This is a genomic window from Thermococcus cleftensis (assembly GCF_000265525.1).
Taxonomy (GTDB): Archaea; Methanobacteriota_B; Thermococci; order Thermococcales; family Thermococcaceae; genus Thermococcus; species Thermococcus cleftensis.
This window is the reverse complement of record NC_018015.1, coordinates 1,434,149-1,451,370: the sequence shown is the minus strand read 5'-3', so window position 1 is coordinate 1,451,370 and position 17,222 is coordinate 1,434,149. Positions and strand designations below refer to the sequence as shown.

General features: G+C 53.7%; 22 protein-coding genes. 9 read left to right on the top strand and 13 right to left on the bottom strand.

Translation table 11 applies throughout. The annotated features are described in order from the left end of the window. Nucleotides 1-75: 75 nt before the first annotated feature. From CL1_RS07840 to CL1_RS07830, 3 genes are read left to right on the top strand one after another with little or no spacing between them, the layout of a single operon-like run. Nucleotides 76-1,083, top strand: a complete 1,008-nt coding sequence (locus CL1_RS07840; protein ID WP_048152154.1) for a hypothetical protein — start codon at nucleotides 76-78, stop codon at nucleotides 1,081-1,083. Between the two features lie 41 nt (nucleotides 1,084-1,124). Then, a complete protein-coding gene (locus tag CL1_RS07835) occupies nucleotides 1,125-2,525 on the top strand; it encodes an ATP-binding protein (protein WP_014789341.1) in 1,401 nt (466 codons plus the stop codon). A gap of 38 nt (nucleotides 2,526-2,563) precedes the next feature. Next, entirely contained in the window at nucleotides 2,564-3,952 is a 1,389-nt protein-coding gene (locus CL1_RS07830) for an ATP-binding protein (RefSeq protein ID WP_014789340.1), read from the top strand. Between the two features lie 19 nt (nucleotides 3,953-3,971). Here CL1_RS07830 and CL1_RS07825 read toward each other — a convergent pair whose 3' ends face one another. Both CL1_RS07825 and CL1_RS07820 read right to left on the bottom strand, forming a co-directional pair. Further along, entirely contained in the window at nucleotides 3,972-4,526 is a 555-nt protein-coding gene (locus CL1_RS07825) for an HD domain-containing protein (RefSeq protein WP_014789339.1), read from the bottom strand. Between the two features lie 3 nt (nucleotides 4,527-4,529). Next, nucleotides 4,530-4,844 (bottom strand): GTP-binding protein, encoded by a 315-nt coding sequence (locus CL1_RS07820; protein WP_014789338.1) that lies wholly within the window; start codon nucleotides 4,842-4,844, stop codon nucleotides 4,530-4,532. 49 nt (nucleotides 4,845-4,893) lie between these two features. Here CL1_RS07820 and CL1_RS07815 point away from each other — a divergent pair, with 49 nt between their 5' ends. Then, a complete protein-coding gene (locus CL1_RS07815; RefSeq protein ID WP_014789337.1) occupies nucleotides 4,894-5,451 on the top strand; it encodes an Era-like GTP-binding protein in 558 nt (185 codons plus the stop codon). Here the strand turns inward: CL1_RS07815 and CL1_RS07810 are convergent, their stop codons facing one another. From CL1_RS07810 to CL1_RS07800, 3 genes are read right to left on the bottom strand one after another with little or no spacing between them, the layout of a single operon-like run. After that, nucleotides 5,452-5,874 carry a secondary thiamine-phosphate synthase enzyme YjbQ gene (locus tag CL1_RS07810; protein ID WP_014789336.1) on the bottom strand — a complete coding sequence of 141 codons (423 nt, stop codon included), beginning with the start codon at nucleotides 5,872-5,874 and terminating at the stop codon, nucleotides 5,452-5,454. A gap of 5 nt (nucleotides 5,875-5,879) precedes the next feature. Continuing rightward, on the bottom strand, nucleotides 5,880-6,167 hold the full coding sequence (locus tag CL1_RS07805) for a hypothetical protein (RefSeq protein ID WP_014789335.1): 288 nt from the start codon (nucleotides 6,165-6,167) through the stop codon (nucleotides 5,880-5,882). Then, entirely contained in the window at nucleotides 6,146-7,429 is a 1,284-nt protein-coding gene (locus CL1_RS07800) for a hypothetical protein (protein WP_014789334.1), read from the bottom strand. The genes CL1_RS07805 and CL1_RS07800 overlap by 22 nt, the downstream gene beginning before the upstream one ends. Before the next feature lie 115 nt (nucleotides 7,430-7,544). Here CL1_RS07800 and CL1_RS07795 point away from each other — a divergent pair, with 115 nt between their 5' ends. Beyond that, on the top strand, nucleotides 7,545-8,645 hold the full coding sequence (locus CL1_RS07795; RefSeq protein WP_014789333.1) for a TRM11 family SAM-dependent methyltransferase: 1,101 nt from the start codon (nucleotides 7,545-7,547) through the stop codon (nucleotides 8,643-8,645). On the opposite strand, the gene CL1_RS07790 is transcribed toward CL1_RS07795, so the two are convergent. Further along, a complete protein-coding gene (locus tag CL1_RS07790; protein WP_014789332.1) occupies nucleotides 8,642-9,067 on the bottom strand; it encodes a CoA-binding protein in 426 nt (141 codons plus the stop codon). The genes CL1_RS07795 and CL1_RS07790 overlap by 4 nt on opposite strands. Before the next feature lie 59 nt (nucleotides 9,068-9,126). On the opposite strand from CL1_RS07790, the gene CL1_RS07785 reads away from it, so the two are divergent. Continuing rightward, nucleotides 9,127-9,570 carry a hypothetical protein gene (locus tag CL1_RS07785; protein WP_237266234.1) on the top strand — a complete coding sequence of 148 codons (444 nt, stop codon included), beginning with the start codon at nucleotides 9,127-9,129 and terminating at the stop codon, nucleotides 9,568-9,570. Here the strand turns inward: CL1_RS07785 and CL1_RS07780 are convergent. From CL1_RS07780 to CL1_RS07765, 4 genes are all read right to left on the bottom strand, one after another. Then, complete coding sequence (locus CL1_RS07780) at nucleotides 9,542-9,928, bottom strand: NfeD family protein (protein ID WP_014789330.1); 387 nt, start codon at nucleotides 9,926-9,928, stop codon at nucleotides 9,542-9,544. The two genes, CL1_RS07785 and CL1_RS07780, sit on opposite strands and share 29 nt — an antisense overlap. After that, nucleotides 9,906-10,574, bottom strand: coding sequence for a M48 family metallopeptidase (locus CL1_RS07775; RefSeq protein ID WP_014789329.1), 669 nt, complete (start codon nucleotides 10,572-10,574; stop codon nucleotides 9,906-9,908). The genes CL1_RS07780 and CL1_RS07775 overlap by 23 nt, the downstream gene beginning before the upstream one ends. Nucleotides 10,575-11,098: 524 nt before the next feature. Continuing rightward, complete coding sequence (locus CL1_RS07770) at nucleotides 11,099-11,767, bottom strand: TIGR00703 family protein (protein WP_014789328.1); 669 nt, start codon at nucleotides 11,765-11,767, stop codon at nucleotides 11,099-11,101. A gap of 36 nt (nucleotides 11,768-11,803) precedes the next feature. After that, nucleotides 11,804-12,229, bottom strand: a complete 426-nt coding sequence (locus CL1_RS07765) for a DUF371 domain-containing protein (RefSeq protein ID WP_014789327.1) — start codon at nucleotides 12,227-12,229, stop codon at nucleotides 11,804-11,806. A gap of 153 nt (nucleotides 12,230-12,382) precedes the next feature. On the opposite strand from CL1_RS07765, the gene CL1_RS07760 reads away from it, so the two are divergent. After that, complete coding sequence (locus CL1_RS07760; protein WP_014789326.1) at nucleotides 12,383-13,588, top strand: hypothetical protein; 1,206 nt, start codon at nucleotides 12,383-12,385, stop codon at nucleotides 13,586-13,588. 15 nt (nucleotides 13,589-13,603) lie between these two features. On the opposite strand, the gene CL1_RS07755 is transcribed toward CL1_RS07760, so the two are convergent. The 3 genes from CL1_RS07755 to CL1_RS07745 are packed head-to-tail and all read right to left on the bottom strand — an operon-like array spanning nucleotide 13,604 to nucleotide 15,563. Next, nucleotides 13,604-14,218, bottom strand: a complete 615-nt coding sequence (locus tag CL1_RS07755) for an HhH-GDP family DNA glycosylase (RefSeq protein ID WP_014789325.1) — start codon at nucleotides 14,216-14,218, stop codon at nucleotides 13,604-13,606. Next, nucleotides 14,208-14,501, bottom strand: coding sequence for a winged helix-turn-helix transcriptional regulator (locus CL1_RS07750; RefSeq protein WP_014789324.1), 294 nt, complete (start codon nucleotides 14,499-14,501; stop codon nucleotides 14,208-14,210). The genes CL1_RS07755 and CL1_RS07750 overlap by 11 nt, the downstream gene beginning before the upstream one ends. Nucleotides 14,502-14,513: 12 nt before the next feature. Further along, entirely contained in the window at nucleotides 14,514-15,563 is a 1,050-nt protein-coding gene (locus CL1_RS07745; RefSeq protein ID WP_014789323.1) for a hypothetical protein, read from the bottom strand. A gap of 103 nt (nucleotides 15,564-15,666) precedes the next feature. Here CL1_RS07745 and CL1_RS07740 point away from each other — a divergent pair, with 103 nt between their 5' ends. Next, nucleotides 15,667-16,911 (top strand): DNA cytosine methyltransferase, encoded by a 1,245-nt coding sequence (locus CL1_RS07740; RefSeq protein ID WP_148267296.1) that lies wholly within the window; start codon nucleotides 15,667-15,669, stop codon nucleotides 16,909-16,911. Between the two features lie 106 nt (nucleotides 16,912-17,017). Continuing rightward, complete coding sequence (locus CL1_RS07735; protein ID WP_014789321.1) at nucleotides 17,018-17,221, top strand: 30S ribosomal protein S17e; 204 nt, start codon at nucleotides 17,018-17,020, stop codon at nucleotides 17,219-17,221. The last annotated feature ends 1 nt before the right edge of the window (nucleotide 17,222 follow it).

Genomic DNA, 17,222 nt, shown 5'->3' with positions numbered 1-17,222 from the left:
GGATGTGTTTTCCGGGGCTCCGGCCCGGTTCGAAAACCTTTTCTCTTTTGCCGGCGAAGTTTGATAGGTGGTACTGTGTCGCTTCTAGCTTTGACTGGGATGTTCATATTCGGGGGAAAGAAGGAGAAGCCCCGAAGGGATATATACGAAGAACTCTCAAAGAAATGGGGATTGCCAAAAGAGGTGGTAAAGAACATCGGATACGTGTATGGAAGCCCGGGGCGGGGACTTATCAAAATACTAAAGAGTGTGGATCCGGAGAACTCAGAAAAGTATGCGTGGAATGCCCTTGACGTAGATGATCGGGGAGATTACATATACATACGGAGCATCGAAGACTCAGAATACAGGGAAAAGGCAGGCAGAGAAAAAGCGCCACACGGCGTGCATTACCCGATAATCCATGGGTTCTTGACGCTGGCGATCGCAAGAAAGCTGGGCAACACAAGCGGAATAATTGGACACGCCGTTGGAGAAGCACTGAGCATGTGGCTATCACGGGGCGGATACCCTGACATCAAGAAGAATCCAGATCAATTTGTGGACTTATTGGCAACGATCCTACAGAGAAGAGGAATGTATGTTGACGAAAACGTGAAGAGAACAATTCGAGAAGCGCTCGAAAAATCAACAAAAATAGCAGATAAACTCATTCCAGACGTATCGAGCGTCAAACATCTCGATGCAACATCTAGAGCAATTGCCAACGACGCTGAAGACCCCTTCCAGATCCTCCGAAACGCAGGCATCGACATAGAGCCGGAACTTGAAGAATTCCGGCAGTTCCTGGCGGAGATCAGCGGGAAGAAGGTTGCACCAAAGAAATTCCCCGAGGTGGAGGAAACCAGCAGAGCATCGAGCAAAAGTTTAATCGCTCCAGAGCTCCTCGCGATAGCGAAGGGGCTGGAATTTGCGGGCTATTCTGAGGAGGCGATGAAGAGGGCAGAGGAGGAGCTCTGGAAGCTCATAGACGGGCTCCTTGAGGACCCCGAGGAGAACGCCATCGAGATAGCCTACGCCGTTAAGCTCCTCCGGCTCGTCCAGCGGAGGGACGTCGAGGGGATAAGGAACTTCGGGGGCTGAGGCGCGAAACCCTTTTATACTTTTCGATTCACGATTATATTATGAGAAGTCGAAAATTTGTGGACAGGGAGGAGGAGCTCAGGACCCTCGAGAGGCTTTACCGGCGGGAAGGCTTCACCCTCGTCCTCGTCACGGGGAGGAGGAGAATCGGGAAGAGCAGGCTCGTCAGGGAGTTCTTGAAGGACAAAGAGGCCATCGCGGTGCAGTTTGAGAAGCGGGTCTGGGAGTACAACCTCGCCAAGCTCAACGGGGAGATCGGGCGGTACTTCGGGATCCCGGTTCCAAACTTCCGGACCTTCACGGACGCCTTCCGCTTCATAGCCTCCCAGGGAAAGGGAAGGCTCGTGGTCTTCCTCGACGAGTTCTCCTACCTCCTCAGGTACTCGGAGGTGGAGGCTGAGTTCCAGAGCGTGGTCGATGAGGTCCTCGGCGGGAGCGACGTGATGCTCATACTCTCGGCCTCCTCGGTCGGCCTGCTCAAGAGAAGCTTCTTCGACTACTCGAGCCCGCTCTACGGCAGGAGCGACGCGACGCTGAACCTCCAGCCCCTGGGGTTCAGGCACCTCTTCGAGTGGTTCCCACGCCTAAGCCCCGACGATGCCGTGAAGCTCTACGCCGTGACCTCCGGCGTCCCCAGGTACCTTGAGCTCTTCAGCGGAAGGGACGTCGAGGATGAGATAAGGGGGAACTTCTTTGACCCGAACGCCTTCCTCTTCCGCGAGGCCAAGGCGCTGCTTGAGGAGGAGCTGAGGGAGCCTGAAACATACTACACGGTGCTTGAGGCTGTGGCGCGGGGAAAGACGAGGGTCAATGAGATCGCCCAGTACTCCTTCATCGAGCCTAAGAACACCGCCAGGTACCTCAGGATCCTTGAGGACATCGGGATTCTAAAGCGCGAGCTGCCGGTTGGGAGGAGGGCGAAGCGCGGGGCCTATCGCTTCAGGGATCTCTACTTCGCCTTCTGGTTCCGCTTCGTGGCCCCGCACTTCGAGGAGATCGAGAGCGGATTTCCGGAGGGGGCGCTTGAGGACTTCAACACCGGCTTCAACCGTTACCTCGGCTTCGCCTTTGAAGAGGTGGGGAGGCAGTTTTTAATCGAGCTCAACAGGGCCGGAAAGCTGCCGTTCAGGTTCACCAAGGTCGGAAGGTGGTGGCATAAGAGCGAGGAGATTGACCTGCTCGCCCTGAACGAGCGGGAGAAAAAAGCTTTGTTTGTGGAGGTGAAGTGGAAGGGGCTGAGGGAGAAAGAGGCGCGCGGAGTTCTCAAAGACCTGGAGCGGAAGGCTGAGCTGGTGGGTCTTGAAGGGTGGGGGAAGATCTACGGGCTGGTGGCAAAGACGATTGAGAACAAAAACAACCTCAAGGAAAACGGTTACCTTGTCTGGGATTTGAAGGACTTCGAAAGGTTCTTGGCTCCGAAGACTGAACCGCGAAACCCTTAAATAGTTTACTCGCAAGTAATTTACCGGTGAGTAAACTAATGTTCATCGACCGAAAGGCTGAGCTCGGACTGCTTGAAGAGCGTCTGAAGAGGGGGAGAGCCGAATTCGTCGTCCTCTACGGCAGGAGGAGGATCGGAAAGACCGCCCTGCTCCTTGAGTTCATAGGGAGGCATGGCGGCCTCTACCTCCTCGCGAGGGAGACGAGCGAGGCCGAGAACCTCAGGCGCTTCTCGGAGAGGCTCGCGGCCCACTTCAACGACGAGTTCTTGAGGAAAAACCCCCTCCGGAGCTGGGACGCCTTCTTCGAGTACCTGCACGGTAAAGCAATGGGGGAGAGGCTCATAGTTGCCATCGATGAGTTCCCCTACCTCGTGAAGGGAAACGGGGCCTTACCTTCCATCCTCCAGGAGTACTGGGACCTAAAGCTCTCCCGCGGGAAGATTTTCCTGATGATCAGCGGCTCCTCGGTGGGGATGATGGAGAGGCTCCTCGGCTACAGGAGTCCGCTCTACGGGAGGAGGACGGCTCAGCTGAGGCTCAGGCCCCTGAACTTCTTCGAGGCGAGGGCCTTCCTTCCGGGGTACACGCTGGAGGACTTCGTGAAGGTCTACGGCATCCTCGGGGGGACGCCGGCCTACCTCCTTGAGTTCAGCGACGGGAGGGGCCTTGAGGAGAACCTGCTCGACTACTTCCGGCCCGATTCGTTCCTCTACGGCGATGCCCTCTTCATACTGAGGGAAGAACTTGATGAACCGAGGAACTACTTCGCGATAATGGAGGCCATAGCGAGGGGCAAGACAACGCTCGGCGAGATAACCAGCGAGACCGGGCTCGAGAGGGGAACCGTGGGGAAGTACCTGGGCGTTCTCATTGAGCTTGACCTCGTGAGGAGGGAAGTCCCTGTAACGGCCAGCTGGAAGAGCAGGAAGGGGCGCTACCACATAACGGACCCCTACTTCACCTTCTGGTTCCGCTACGTCTACCCGAACGCCGACCTGGTGGAGAGCGGCCAGGGCGATGCCCTGGTGGAGCTCGTGATGAACGATCTCCCCGCTTACCTGGGCGGGGTCTTCGAGGAAATCGCGAGGCAGTTCCTGGGGAAGCTCAACAAAGCCAAGGAGCTTCCCTTCCGCTTCACGAAAATCGGCAGGTGGTGGCATAAGAGCGAGGAGATTGACCTGCTCGCCCTGAACGAGCGGGAGAAAAAAGCGCTGTTCGTCGAGGCCAAGTGGAAAAGCCTGAGGGAGAAAGAGGCCCGCGGAATACTTAGAGATCTGGAGAGGAAGAGCGAGCTGGTGGGACTTGAAAGCTGGGGGCGTTATTACGGTCTGGTTGCCAGGGAAGTGGAAGGTAAGGAGGGGCTTAAGGAAGAGGGCTACCTTGCCTGGGACCTTGAAGATTTCGAAGAAGGGCTTAACGGGGCTTAAACGGCCGGCAAAAAGCCGGCTATCTGCCCTTTCTCCTCTCCGCCAGTCCATCGACCAGCTCCCGAAAATGCTCATAAAACTCGCTCTCGCGGAGGGAATCAAGGGCACCCCAGAACTCGTCTAGATTAGAGAAGCCGGCCCTCTCGTACTCACAGGCCTGGATCAGCATCTCCAGCTTATCGGCGAACTTGACGAGCCGGCCCTCGAGGCTGAGTTCTTCCTCGTACTCCCTCCAGAGCCTGAAGTACTCCTCCGGCTTCGGCGTCTTTATGAACAGCTCCATCGCAGCCTTCTTCTCGGCTTTTCCCTTGTCGATATAGTACTGCGCCGTCAGGGGTATATCCGTAATCCTGGCCTCGGCCAGGTCGTGGAGGAGGGCCATTTTCAGGGCCCTCTCAACGTTCACATCGACGCCCTTCACCTTAAGCTCGTCGGCCAGGAAGAGCGTGATAAGGGCAACGCGGTAGCTGTGGTCGGCTATGCTCTCGGGATTCGGGACTCCCCTGAGGAGCCAGCCGGTTCTCGGCAGTCTCTTCAGATTGCCCGCTTCAAGAAGGAGGTCCAAGAGCGGCATTTTTCATTCCTCCGTCGTGAACACCGCCCTCTCGGTCTCGATGGCGCTCGCCATTATGCAGTCACCGAGAAACCTGCCGTAGACCTTCACCCTGTCGCCGGCCCCAATGCATGGACTCCCAGAGAACTCAACCCGTATACCGGAAACCTTAAAGGTTGTCCTGTAACCAGGAAGCTCCATGGGGAGGAACTCGACCAGGGGCTTGTCCTCTATCTCTCCCTCAATGACGATGTTCTTGCCCCTGAAGGCCCCGGAATTCAGCTCATCGACCGTGACGATGTAATAGTAATGGTGACCGAGTTTGACCCTCTTGGGCATGCTCATCACCTTTATAGACCGACCCTGAAAGTAGGTGTGGGGTGAGGGTATGATAAAGGTTGCGATTATCGGTGCCGAGAACGTCGGCAAATCAACGCTCATGAACGCCCTCATAGGTGGCAAAGTTTCAGAGGTGGAGAACCTGCCGGGAACCACGAAGGGGATCATAAGGAGGCGCTTCGGCAAGCTCAAGATACCGAAGAGCATGAAGAACCCGCTCGGCGGCGCCGACGAGTTCGTCCTCATAGACACCGCGGGCCTCTTCGACCCGCAGAGGGAGCTAAGGGGAAAGGTGCTGAGCGAAGAGAGGTTCAGAGAAATCCTGAACGAGATAGTCTCCGCGGACGTGATCATTCATATGGTCGATGCCACCGTTGGCCTCCACAGGGGAATGGAAAAGCTCCATCACATGCTCAAGTTCCGGTATGATAAGCCCATAATAGTCGTCATCAACAAGATAGACCTCGTCCCCAGGGAGCGGGTCGAAGAAATCAGGGAGGTCATAAAGAAGCGCCTCGAACAAGAAGCGATACCGCTATCGCTGGTCACATACGAGGGGTTCAACGACCTGCTCGAGAGGCTGGCCTATTACGCCCAGTACGTCTGACTACTCCTCCAGGAACTTGGGGCACGGGCATACCATGACCCGAACCTTTCTGTGCCTTGGACCGTCGAGCTCGACGAAGAGTATCCTCTGCCACGTCCCAAGCTGGAGCTCGGCCTGATCTACGGGAACCACAACCTCAGGATTGAGGAAGAGGCCAGCCCTCAGGTGGGAGTGGGCGTTGCGGTCAATGGTGTCGTGGGCGTAGCCGGCGCCTTTGGGGACGAGATCCTCCATCTTGGCCTTGATGTCCCCGAGGAGGCCTTTCTCAGCCTCGTTTATGAGCAGGCCCGTTGTGGTATGCCCGGTAAACACAACGACGATGCCATGCTTAACGCGGGAGCGGTACACGATGCGCTGAACCTCATCGGTTATGTCGATTATCTCGAACCGCTCCTTCGTCGGAACATCAACCTCAAAGAGCACCCACATCACCCGGGAAGGTTCTTCCGTATCTCCATCAGCAGCTCCTCTGCACCCTTGACCCTGCCCGAAACGACAGCCTTCAACAGCACGGCCGCCTCGTAGGCGTCCATCAGATCCTTGCGGTTGCTCTTCACTATCTCCTCGCGGAGGGTGGAGTAGATCTCCTCAACGGCGTCCCTGAAGAGCACCTCGTCGGAGTAAAGCTCCTTGTCCGTGAGGAGAAGGGATACCATATCGGCTATGAAATCCACCCGACTGCCGTTCCTCTTCCTCAGCGCCTTGAGCCTTTCCACTGCTCAACCCTCCTTGGAAGCTCCTGCTCAAGGGCCTTGACGAGTATTTCGGATATCAGGAGCGATGAGAACTTCGGCTCCCTAACCTCGAGAGCAGCATCGATGGCCCTTTCAACGTCGCCCTTCTTGAGGAAGTGGTGGGCAACGTCAGCCATCACGACCGAATGGAGGCGGGTGTCGCGAAGAATGCTACCTATCTTCATAGCCCCCTCAAGCTCACCCATTATGACGTAGTACCTGGCTATCTTGGCCCATATCTCCTCGCTGGGGGTGCTCTTGCCTATGGCCTTGATTATCTCCCAGTTGCCCAGCTCGGGCTTCTCGAGGATCCTGTTCATCACGGCCCTTCCAACTATCTCGGCCTCGCGCTCGTTGAGGGCCGCTATAAACGCCGGCAGGACATCGTGGTCCCTCTCGAGGAGCTCAAGGGCTATCCTGGTCATTACTTCCTCGCCGTTCTCACGGCCCCGTATCAGCTCGATCGCCGGAACTCCCTCTCCGCTGAGGGCAAAGGCCAGGGCCAAGTCCTCGGTGAACTCCTCCCCAAACTTTTCGATCAGTTCCTGAGCGACGGCCTCCAAGGAATCTATGTAGTGGCCGAGAACGTCCCTCTCCTTTAGGTAGAAGGACACCTCCTTGAAGGCCTGTCTGGCCCACTCCTTGACACCTATTGACCTTATCAGAGATATGCCGTTCTCGTAGCTCCCCAGTGCTATGTAGGCTTTTATGATCTCAAGGAGCGCCTTTGAGCGGTGGGGCTCCTCCTCTATGTACTCAAGGGCAAGCTTGCTCTTCCTCAGGCGATAAGCAACCTTGAGCTGCTCCTTCTCTATCATGCGCGTGTTTGCACGGATTATCTCGAGAAGAACGTCATCGCGGAGCTTTACATCCTCTATCTCCAGGGCGTAGGTTATGGCCTCGCCTATCTCCCCAAGGGCCAGCATGTAGCGCGCGGCGGTCGCCATTATAACGTCGCGCTGGGGAGGCGGAAGAATGCGGGAGTCCTCGAGAACCCCCTGATATATCCTCTTGGAGGACTTAAGTCCCGCCCTGTGAAGGGAGTATCCAACCGAAAGGAGGGCGCGGAACATCTTGACCGGATCCTCTATTTCCTTGGCCGTCTCAAGGGCCTTGAGAAAAGCTGTCTTGTAGTTTCTATCCCTCGCCTTCACCAGCCGCTCGCCTATTTTAGCGTAGGTCACGGATTTTATGTAAGGATCAGGAATCACCTCAACGGAAGCGAGGACTTCCTTGACAATCATACTGCATATCCCCCGCAGGATTGTGGATTTTACACACCTTACCATATATTACGTTACCAGCTCTTATTAACCTAACCCTCGGAACTTTTTTAAGGGTTCCCTCGAAGAGCGCAGTATGTACGCGGTCATATTCGGTAAGAATCCGGCCCTCAGCGAGGCAGAATTTTATTCATTCGCCAGGAGATTTGACATTAAGGTTAGGCCAATTGAATCCAGTCGTTACTGGTTGTTATTCGAGTCACCAAGTGGAGTTGAAAGATACTTCAACCGGCTCGGCGGCTCCCTCAAGCTCGTGAGAATAGTCGGCGAGGGAGATGAAGCGATCAAGAATCTCGAATACACCAAACTCTTCACGGTCAGCCTCTACGGGAAAAACGACTGGAAGCTCTGGAGGAAGCTGGGAAGTGAGATAAAAAGAGAATTCAAGGTTGAGGGTCCCTCCAAGTTCTTCAAGCCTGCCAAGGTTTACTCCATGCCCGCAGAGCTTATCCTCAAGGGTTTTCCCGAGACAAAGGACTTCGTCTTCATCTTTAGAGAAGATGGGAGCTTCCTAGTGGGCGAGACGGTCAAGGTCACCAACCCGTTTGAGCTGAAGAAGCTCGACGTTGAGAGGCCCGTCCAGAGGCCTATCCTTTCGATTCCTCCAAGGCTCGCGAGGATAATGGTGAACCTGACCGAGGTGAGAAAAGGTTCGTTCCTCGACCCCTTCTGTGGGATAGGGACGATTCTCCAGGAGTTCGTCCTCCAGGGGCTTTCAGCTTACGGGAGCGACCGCGACCCCGAGAGGATACGCGAAGCAAAGAGAAACCTCGCCTGGCTGAGGAAGGAGTTCCGGCTCAAAAATTCGGCCCACATTGAGGTCTGCGACGCGAGGAAGCTAAAGCGCTGTTTCAGGCAGAGGTTCGACACGATAGTTACGGAGCCGTACCTCGGGAAGCCACTAAAGGTGAACCCGAGCAGGGGGGAGGCGATAAGGCTCGCCAACGAGCTGGACAGGCTCTACTTCTCGGTTTTCGAGAGCTTTGGCGAGGTCCTCAAAAGGAACGGAAAAGTAGTCTTCGTCTTCCCAGCATACCGGCTGAAGGACGGGGGAATGTACAGAAAGGAGAGAAAATGGCTGGGCAAGCTTGGCTTCGAAGTCATTGGAAGGTACACCGACTACGAGGAGAGGCACCGTGTAATCAGGGACATTCACGTGCTGAGGTACAGGGGCTAAAGGAGTCTCGCGTGCTCCTGCTTTATGCAGCGGTGGGCCACAGCCCTTAATCCGGCTTCCTTGGCCTTTTTGAACGCTTCCCGGTCGTACGTCCCAAACTGGAACCACACCACCTTCGCCCCCTTCTTTATTGCCTGCTCCACGTAGTCCATTGTAAACTCGGGCCTCACGAAGAGGTCCACTATCTCAACGTCATCGGGGATATCCAGAACGCTCGGGTAGCACTTCCGGCCAAGAACCTCCGAGTAGCGGGGATTAACCGGATAGACTTCGTAGCCGTGTTCAAGAAGATAACGCATCACTTCGTTGGAATCGCGCTCGACCTTCGGTGAAGCACCAACAAGGGCGATCTTCCGATACTTCGTCAGAATCTCGCGGATTTCCTCATCGCTCAACCTATCAACCGGCATTATCCTGACCATGGTACCACCGAAAAAGGTTCTGAGCCAAGCTTTAAAGGGATAGCGGAGAAGTTCCATCGGTGGGAAGGTTGCTTTACGAGGAGACCCTGACGAGCAGAGGGCTTCAGGTTTTCATGCTCGTTCCGATAGTCTCTATGCTCGCCGGCCTCTACGCGACGTATCGGGCCGGGGAGGGACTCTGGATAATGGCAGCCGCGACCGCCGGAACCCTGATCATACTCCTCGATGCTATGGCGATTAGAATCGAGATAGACGAGCGCGAGCTGAGGATAAGAGGAGTCCTGGGACTCCTGGTGAGAAAAACGGTTCCCATCGAGAACATGGCGAGCTTCAAGGCAGGTGAGGGCTGGGCCTCCTGCTACGGGAGGATACACTTCAACCTTCCGGCCAAAGGCTGCGTGACAATACATCAGAAAAGGGGCTGGACGGTCTCGTTCACCACCAACAATCCAGAGGAAGTCGCGAGGGTTCTCGCTACCCTTGGCGTTCCACGAGAACCTTAGTGCCCCTCACCTCCACGACCACAACTTTCTCGCCGGTTCTGGCTTTCCCGTTCACGCATTCGGCCCTCCACAGCTCACCGTCGAGCTTGACGATCCCCTTAGGGTCCAGTTCCTCAACGACGAGGGCTTTCCTCCCCACCAGCGCTTCCGGCCCGGTTGAAGGCTTCTTCTCAAGCCCTCCCCCGAGGACGTAAGGCGCTATGAGGAAGTCTTTAACCAGGAGAACGACCATCAGGGGGGCGCTTATCCAAAGGGGAATTTCCACCCCCGCCTGAGGAAGCACCAAAAAGAGGAAGACGCCGACTATTATCTCATCGGCCATCAGTGCGATCAGCTTAAGACCCCTTTCGGCTTTCATACGCGGCACCTGTCAGCCACTTCCAGTAGGGGTTCAGCTCAAGAATCGTCCACCAGCGCTTCAGTTCCTTTCTCGCAGCCCGGTACTCCGGGTAAAACTCTCCAACAAGCTCCCAAAAGGCCTTCGAGTGGTTCATATGTCTCATGTGGGCGAGCTCGTGAACCACAACGTACTCCCTGAGCTCCGGTGGAACCGCGGCGAGACGGACGTTGAAGCTGAGGTTTCCCCGAGGGGAGCAGCTCCCCCACCTGCTCTTCTGGTGCCTGATATAAACCTTCCCCGGCTCGACGCCCATTCTGCCGGCGTAGAAATCCACAATGGGCAGAAGCTCCCTCCGCAGGAGTCTCCGGAGATAATCCACCACGTCGTAGGGGTTCGGGGAGAGAACCACCGTCCCGAACTGCCCGTGAACCTTCGGCCTTCTCCCGTGAATGACCCGGTAAAACTCGCCGTTGATTGGAAAGCCTGACCGAGCTACCTTCCTGAGGCCCTCGATCTCGGCCAGCTTGCCCTCGAGCCAGCTCCGGTGCCGCTCGACGAAGCCATCAACGTCGAAGCCCTCCGGGGCGGTAACCACAACCGTTCCGTCCGGCCTAACCTCGAGCCTGGCGTACCTGACCGGCCGGCGGAGAACTTCCAGGTTCACCCGGTTCACCTTAGATTGAGAAACCGAAAAGGTCTTTATGAACCTTCGGGTCAAAAAGCCTTGTATCATGACCTACCAGGTGGGAGAGCAGAGTTCCTCCGTAGGCTGGAGCAGGAATGCCGTGGAGAAGGGTACCGTGAACTCATCGTAGGCTGAAGGAGCGGTAGACTTTCGAGGAGAGTGGCAACCAGTGCAATTCCAGCCAAGATGGCCGGTGAGACCCCAGGTGTAAGAACGGCGTGGCTCGCCCAGAGCGCAATCAGCGAGACCAAAACAGGTACTTCTGCTTGACGTCCTGGGATCGATGCCCGGGACACCAAAGTGGCCATTAGGCACCACGGAAAGAGGGTAGTGATTTTCAGGAGAAGCAAAAGGGCACACCAGATAGGTTTCCTGCTCGCGTGGGACAGTACATTTTTCTTTTGAAAGCCTCGACCATCACGGAGGGGATTCCGACAGTTCGCATTAGTTCGAGGGCAACTTCCAGGGATTCATGCGCAAGAATTGGAAAAAGGGCTTAAAAATCAGTCGAGCATAGCGAGGATCTTGTCCACCTCGTTCGAGACCTCAACGTCGAATAGGTGTATCGTCGGGAGGAGCCACCAGAGGCGGTAGTTGTGGGTCTTCTTTTCCTGGCCGTAGTACTGGAAGATGAACCTCCCGAAGCCTGTGAGATCGCGGTGAACGTCCCTGACCTCCCTTAGGACCCTCCTGACCTTCGGCGGGTACTCCTCGAACGGCAGGGGAACGCTCAGTGTCTCAACGCGGTTCTTGTAGAAGTCGGTCGTCAGGCCGACGCTGACCACGTGCTTCTCGAGCTGGTTGAACTTCTTCTCGCTCCAGAAGCGGTGGAGTATTAACCTTGGATCCTCCTTTGCCAGCGGGTAGCTGGTCTCTTCCGCCTCGAGCCAGAACTCCAGGTAGGGCTGACCGCGTTCGATGACTATCCTGGCGAGCAGCTGGGCGTTCCTCGGTATCTCCCTCTTGGTCTCGCTGATGTGGTACTCCCTGCCGTTCTCGGTGTAGGTCTCTCCCTCCTCCCTCGTTCCGGCCCTCGATACGAAGTAGGCCTCCTCTCCGTCTATCGTTCCCAGGTGCAGGTCGTAGCCCCAGGCCTTGAGGTCCTTGAACCTGAAGCGCCTCTCAGCGGGGACAATCCCGGTGTTCTCAACTATGTAGTATCCCTCAAGCATTTTTTCACCTCAAGTAAATAAAAAGAGTCGGGCCTTTTAAGCTTTTTCATCTATGACCAGCTCGATCTCGGCGATCGTCTCGGGGTTCTTGAGAAGCTCAACGATACGCCTGTCGATGTCCCTGGCGGCCTTGTTGGCCCTTATAGCCAGGGTTCTGGCGTCCACGTAGTCGCTTTTCCGAATAACCATTGAGTACCCGTGGTCGAGGATAAGTCGCGGACTCCCCTCGGCCAGCACTTCATCTACCAGACCACCGACCTTTATCCTTATACGAAGCCTCCTCCCCGTCCTCAGGGCAGCCTTGAACTCCTCTCTTAGGTCGTTTATCCCCTTATCAGCTTCGATACAGAGTATGCAGTCACCCCTCGGCGTGAGGTAGTCCTCCTTGGTGAACTCCAGTGTCGATCTGTGGGTGGCTTTAACGTTCTCGTGACCGCGGCATCTGATTACTTCTCTCAGCATGGAAAGGGGTTTTCGAGAGGCCTTATAAACTATTGTCAAATTGCTCGAGTTACGTTGTGGATGACAACAATTCGGCTATGTAAGCAAGTGATAATCAAGTGTTAACAACTAAAATAAGTAATCATTGATTCTTCAAGGCTTGGTGATTTGCCGATGGAGAAGGCGTACCTATCAATGGTGACTCCCGGGACCCTGGAAGTCCACGCGGGAATGAACTTCCTAGCTACTGGCATAAAAGATAAGTTAAAGGATAAAGCGGTGAAAACCGTATGGGATCTATTGTCCGATGTGTTTTCCCTTCGGGAAGGTGATTTGATATACTTCTGGGTATATGAGCAGGGTGAAGAAGAAGACTTTCTGGGAACGTGGAAAGTTGAAGGAGAGCCGTATTTCGATACCGTGGCCAAGTGTTGTGGCTCCTCTTCTCATTGCGTTCCTGGTAACTATCCATTCCGAGTCCAGTTAAATCCCCAGGGTCTATGGAAAGATCCATTGCCGGGTGATTACGTTTATTCCCAACCCCAGCACATTGGGTTCTTGTGGCCCATTATCGGAAAGAAATCCCTGAATCGCGGCAAGAGCCTTACTTCCCTTCCTCCGTATGGAGACTCGATACTCAATGGGATTTATAGTACGTTTCAAAAGGTAAGCTCAACGTGGAACACGCGTGGCTACAACACCCAAGCGTGTCAGAACAATTACGCTCCAGGAAACAATGCCGTCAAATTGGACAAGACCTGGTTCTATGGGCTGTTTCAGAACAATAACACTGGGAGTGCCTCATCATTACGAGGTCAATCAATTAGTTCCATAAACATCAGCCAGTTACCAGTGATGAGTTCAAAGGATCCCAACTTGTTCGTAGTGGAGAAAGCTCTTGAGGCTTGGTTCTCGATGTTCATCGACAAGCCGGAGATGGATCACTTCTGGAATCAACTAAGCCAGAGAATTGGAATCAACTTCAACAAGAATAACATCCTATGGTTCTCCAATTACCATCCTCTCACGATAACTGGGAAGAACGTGGACTTCATCGTGTTGTTTAAGAAAAACAATCACTGTCACCTAGTTTTGGTAGAGTTGAAGAGAGAGCACTTAACAAGATCCATCTTTGAACAGGCTTCGCAGGAAGTCGAGACGTACGAGAGAATAGCAAGGAACTTGTTCACTCCACTGCTCCTGAAGAATTGTAATGACCTAGAATTCCACACAGTAATCGTTGGTGGATACCCAAAAGACGGGAGGAAGAATGGCAGTAAACAAGAAATCAAGAATCATCCAAGATACAAGAACCACGTGGTGTTCGGGTACAACATTGGCCCGAGCGGGAATCCTCCGGTGAGCTTCGACTTGGTCTAGCATCACGTGACGTTACTACTTTTTATTCTCTCTTCGATGAAGGGAAGCCAAGTCCAATAAGCCCCAACCAGCGTATTTTCTACTCCTCACTTTGTTAAAGAACTTCCTTGAAAATTCAATGTATTCATCCCGGAGTGGATACCTCCTATCCTCCACTGAGAATCCAAGGTTCTCGGCGACGCTGGACAAGTACGTTTCAACGTTGGAATCCAGGGGGATGTATGGTAAGTCATGGGCAAACAACAACGTAGCAGCCGTCACGTAAGAACCAACGCCCGGAATGGAGAGAAGCTCGTGGGCATCTTTTGGAACTATCCCATCGTACTCGCTGACCAACGTTTCCGCAATTCTAACTAGCAAGCGAGTGCGCCTCCTGTAAAGCCCCAGGGGTCGAATGCTCTCTTGAATCTTCTCGACTGGAATCTCGAGAAGAACCTCCGGCGTCGACGCCTTCAGTATCAAGTCACGGCCGTACTTGTCAACGTTCTCCGCGCGCGTCTTCCACAGTAGAAACTCGGTCGTCAGAACTTGAAAGGGAGTTAGATCCATAACTCTCCAAAAAAATCTTCTACCATATTTTTTGTAGTAATTCTCACAGGTGACGCCAAGGGTGGAGAGGTCAAGATCCATTGGACGATGCCTCCTCGCAACTTGAGAGCATCTTGACTATTCTCCTTCCCTCCTTGGTCAGGTAGTACAACCTGCTCTTGGAGTGCTCGTGCTCGACGAACTCGACGATGCCTTCAGTCCGAAGTTCCCTGAGCGCCCGGCTAACCGTGGGCAAGTGCTTGTTGAGCGCGATCGCCATTTCCTTGGGAGTCGCGTAGCCCCTCCGGGATAATTCAAGGATGATGCCATATCTAACGCCAGAGGACTTGACGAATGATGCCTTTTTGAGTATTGCTTGATCCATAACAGCACCTCTCTACACGCCCAGCACCTTGACTGGTCGGAACCCGTCACTCGTCTTCTCGACAACCAGCACGATCGACGAGGCTATCAAGACCACTGATTCCACCGCGGGAAAGTGTAGTTTCACGGGAAGCAACTTGTGAAAGACCACGCTACGATTGATTATTCCCCAGGCGAACTCGCGATACATCCAGGTTATGGACTTCATACCACTCTCCATTTCCTCGAGAAGGAACTCGTCAACTAGCCTTTTCTCGATTGCTGAGAGGTCCCCCTTTCTACTAACACCCTCAAGCTCAGGGGAATACACGAAGATTGTGAAGAACACGCGTGGAGTCACCTGCTGGCGCGTCCTGCTTTGATTTTCGTAGAAGCCTCTCGTCAATGCCTCCAGCAGGCCAACCTCCAGCTCCGGATCATCCTCATCGAGGAGCCTTCGCGTGCTATCAACGAGGTCCCTGGAACGACCCTTCGTCATCGAGAAGAAGTTGGCCACGGTGTTCTTGAAGTCAAAACCGATGACTTCAACGTTTTCCCAGGCCGCAAGAGCCGCTTGACCAAAGGACCTGGTAACCGCTTCGGGATTCTTCCACTGAATTGGAGCTCCCTGAAGGAAAACTTCTTGCCCAGTAGTCACGCTTTTCACGAATTTCACGAAATCCTCTCTTGTAAGTGGAAGGTACTCCTTGGATATCCAGGCATCGACGAAGAAATTCCTCATTTCCTCATCATCAGTGACTACTTTCAAGATGTTCCCTCTTCCATAGAACTCCTGGTTCAGGACAGCTTTTAGTAGCATCTCTTGTTGGTTCCGTACCCACCGAATGGTAGCAGCCTGGAACTCTCTCCTTCCAACCGTTTTTCCTTTCAACCTCTGGTTCGTCTTAAACTTGAAGAATTCTAGGTGGAACTGCCGCCACGTTGGGGCGGTGAAGAGGTTCCGTCCCCCCTTCAAGGCAGTTTCATCAAGACCCTCCCAGCTAAGAGAAAGTCCCTGCGCTTTCAAGTCACGCGCGCATTCTCTCAAGTTCTGAGCTATTTCCTCCACCCGCGGGATCGTCATTTCTCATCCCCGTCAAGTATCGATGATGATATTTAAGAAAATGCTTAACATATGATTAACAAACAATTACCAGAAAATTTTTAAGGAGAGTCATCGCACGTAAGTGGGGGGTGTTGAATTGAATAAATTCCCAAGGGATGAACTAATGAAAGCAGTTTCCACGTGGTTGACGCTTCGAGAAACAAAGAGGGGCGAGAGGCCCGTCACTGTTGACCTGTTCAGTGGTGCTGGTGGGCTGAGTCTTGGGTTCGATATGGCGGGGTTTGACGTTGCATTGGGGCTAGATGCCTGGGAAGATGCCTTGAAAACTTACAGGATGAATCACCCATCATCGATTCCTCTCCTAGCAGATGCCAGGAAGATAACTGGAAGGGACATAAAGAACAAGCTACGAGAGAAGGGATTTGACGATCCCGTGCTTGTGATCGGAGGGCCCCCCTGCCAAGGCTTCTCGTACGCTGGAAAGAGGGATCCCAATGATGAGAGGAACAACTTGGTCTGGCACTTCCTGCGCTTGGTGCACGAGCTAGATGTGGATTACTTTGTTATGGAAAACGTTTCAGGGTTGCTTACGATGAAGACCCCCGAAGGAGATTCAGTGCCTGAGAAGGTTCTGGAGAGAGCCGAGGAATACGGGTACAAGACGAACATAAAGCTTCTCAATGCAGTCAACTTTTGGGTGCCTCAACACCGCAGGCGTGTCATAATTCTCGGCTCCTCATTGAAGGCCCCATCTCACCTGAAGCCCCTTACCAAGATTCCGCTCACAGTGAGGGATGGGATAAGTGATCTCCCAACCCCAACTCCGGCTGATCCTCAATCATACGCTCATCCGCCCGAACGGCCGTATCAAGAAGTTATGAGAGTTGGCTCTAGATTCATTTACAACCATATCCCCACCAGGCATTCTCCAGAGATGATAGAAAAAATAAAGAACACTCCTCCGGGCCAGTCAGTGTATCCCAAGTTCAAGCATAGCTGGTATCGCCTCAAGTGGAACGAGCCAGCTCCCGTTATGAAAGAGAATCATAACGCTCCCGCGGTGCACCCGGAAGAACACCGTGTCATCACCCCCCGTGAAATGGCAAGGTTGCAGAGCTTTCCTGATGCATTCAGGTTTCTAGGAACTAAGAGCTCGATTTTAAAGCAGATTGGAAATGCTGTCCCTCCGATATTGGCATACTTCATTGCAAGACACGTGATGACCATTATGCACGAAAAAGTCGAGATTGAAATTAAAGAGGAAAAATTGAGAAACTCGATAAGTGGAAAGGACATAACAACTCTTCAAGCATCCAACTCCTCAAAGGGCCAGCTCAAGTTGACACAGTTCCTCAAGGGAAGATGATATCATATTCCAATAACCCTCTTTTTCTTCCATATAGAAAACTTTTAAAAGGCCTCTTATGATTTGGGTTACGGTTGTCAGAGTCAGGCTAATGGGGGGATTGATGATGGGAAACATCAAGCAGACTTTCATCAAGAGAACCGCCCGTGAACTGTTCGACCGCTACCCGAACGAGTTCACCAGGGACTTCGAGCACAACAAGAAGAAGGTGGAGGAGCTCACCAACGTCACCAGCAAGACCATCAGGAACAGGATAGCGGGCTACATAACCAGGCTCGTGAGAATGAAGGAAGAGGGCAAGATGCTTTAAT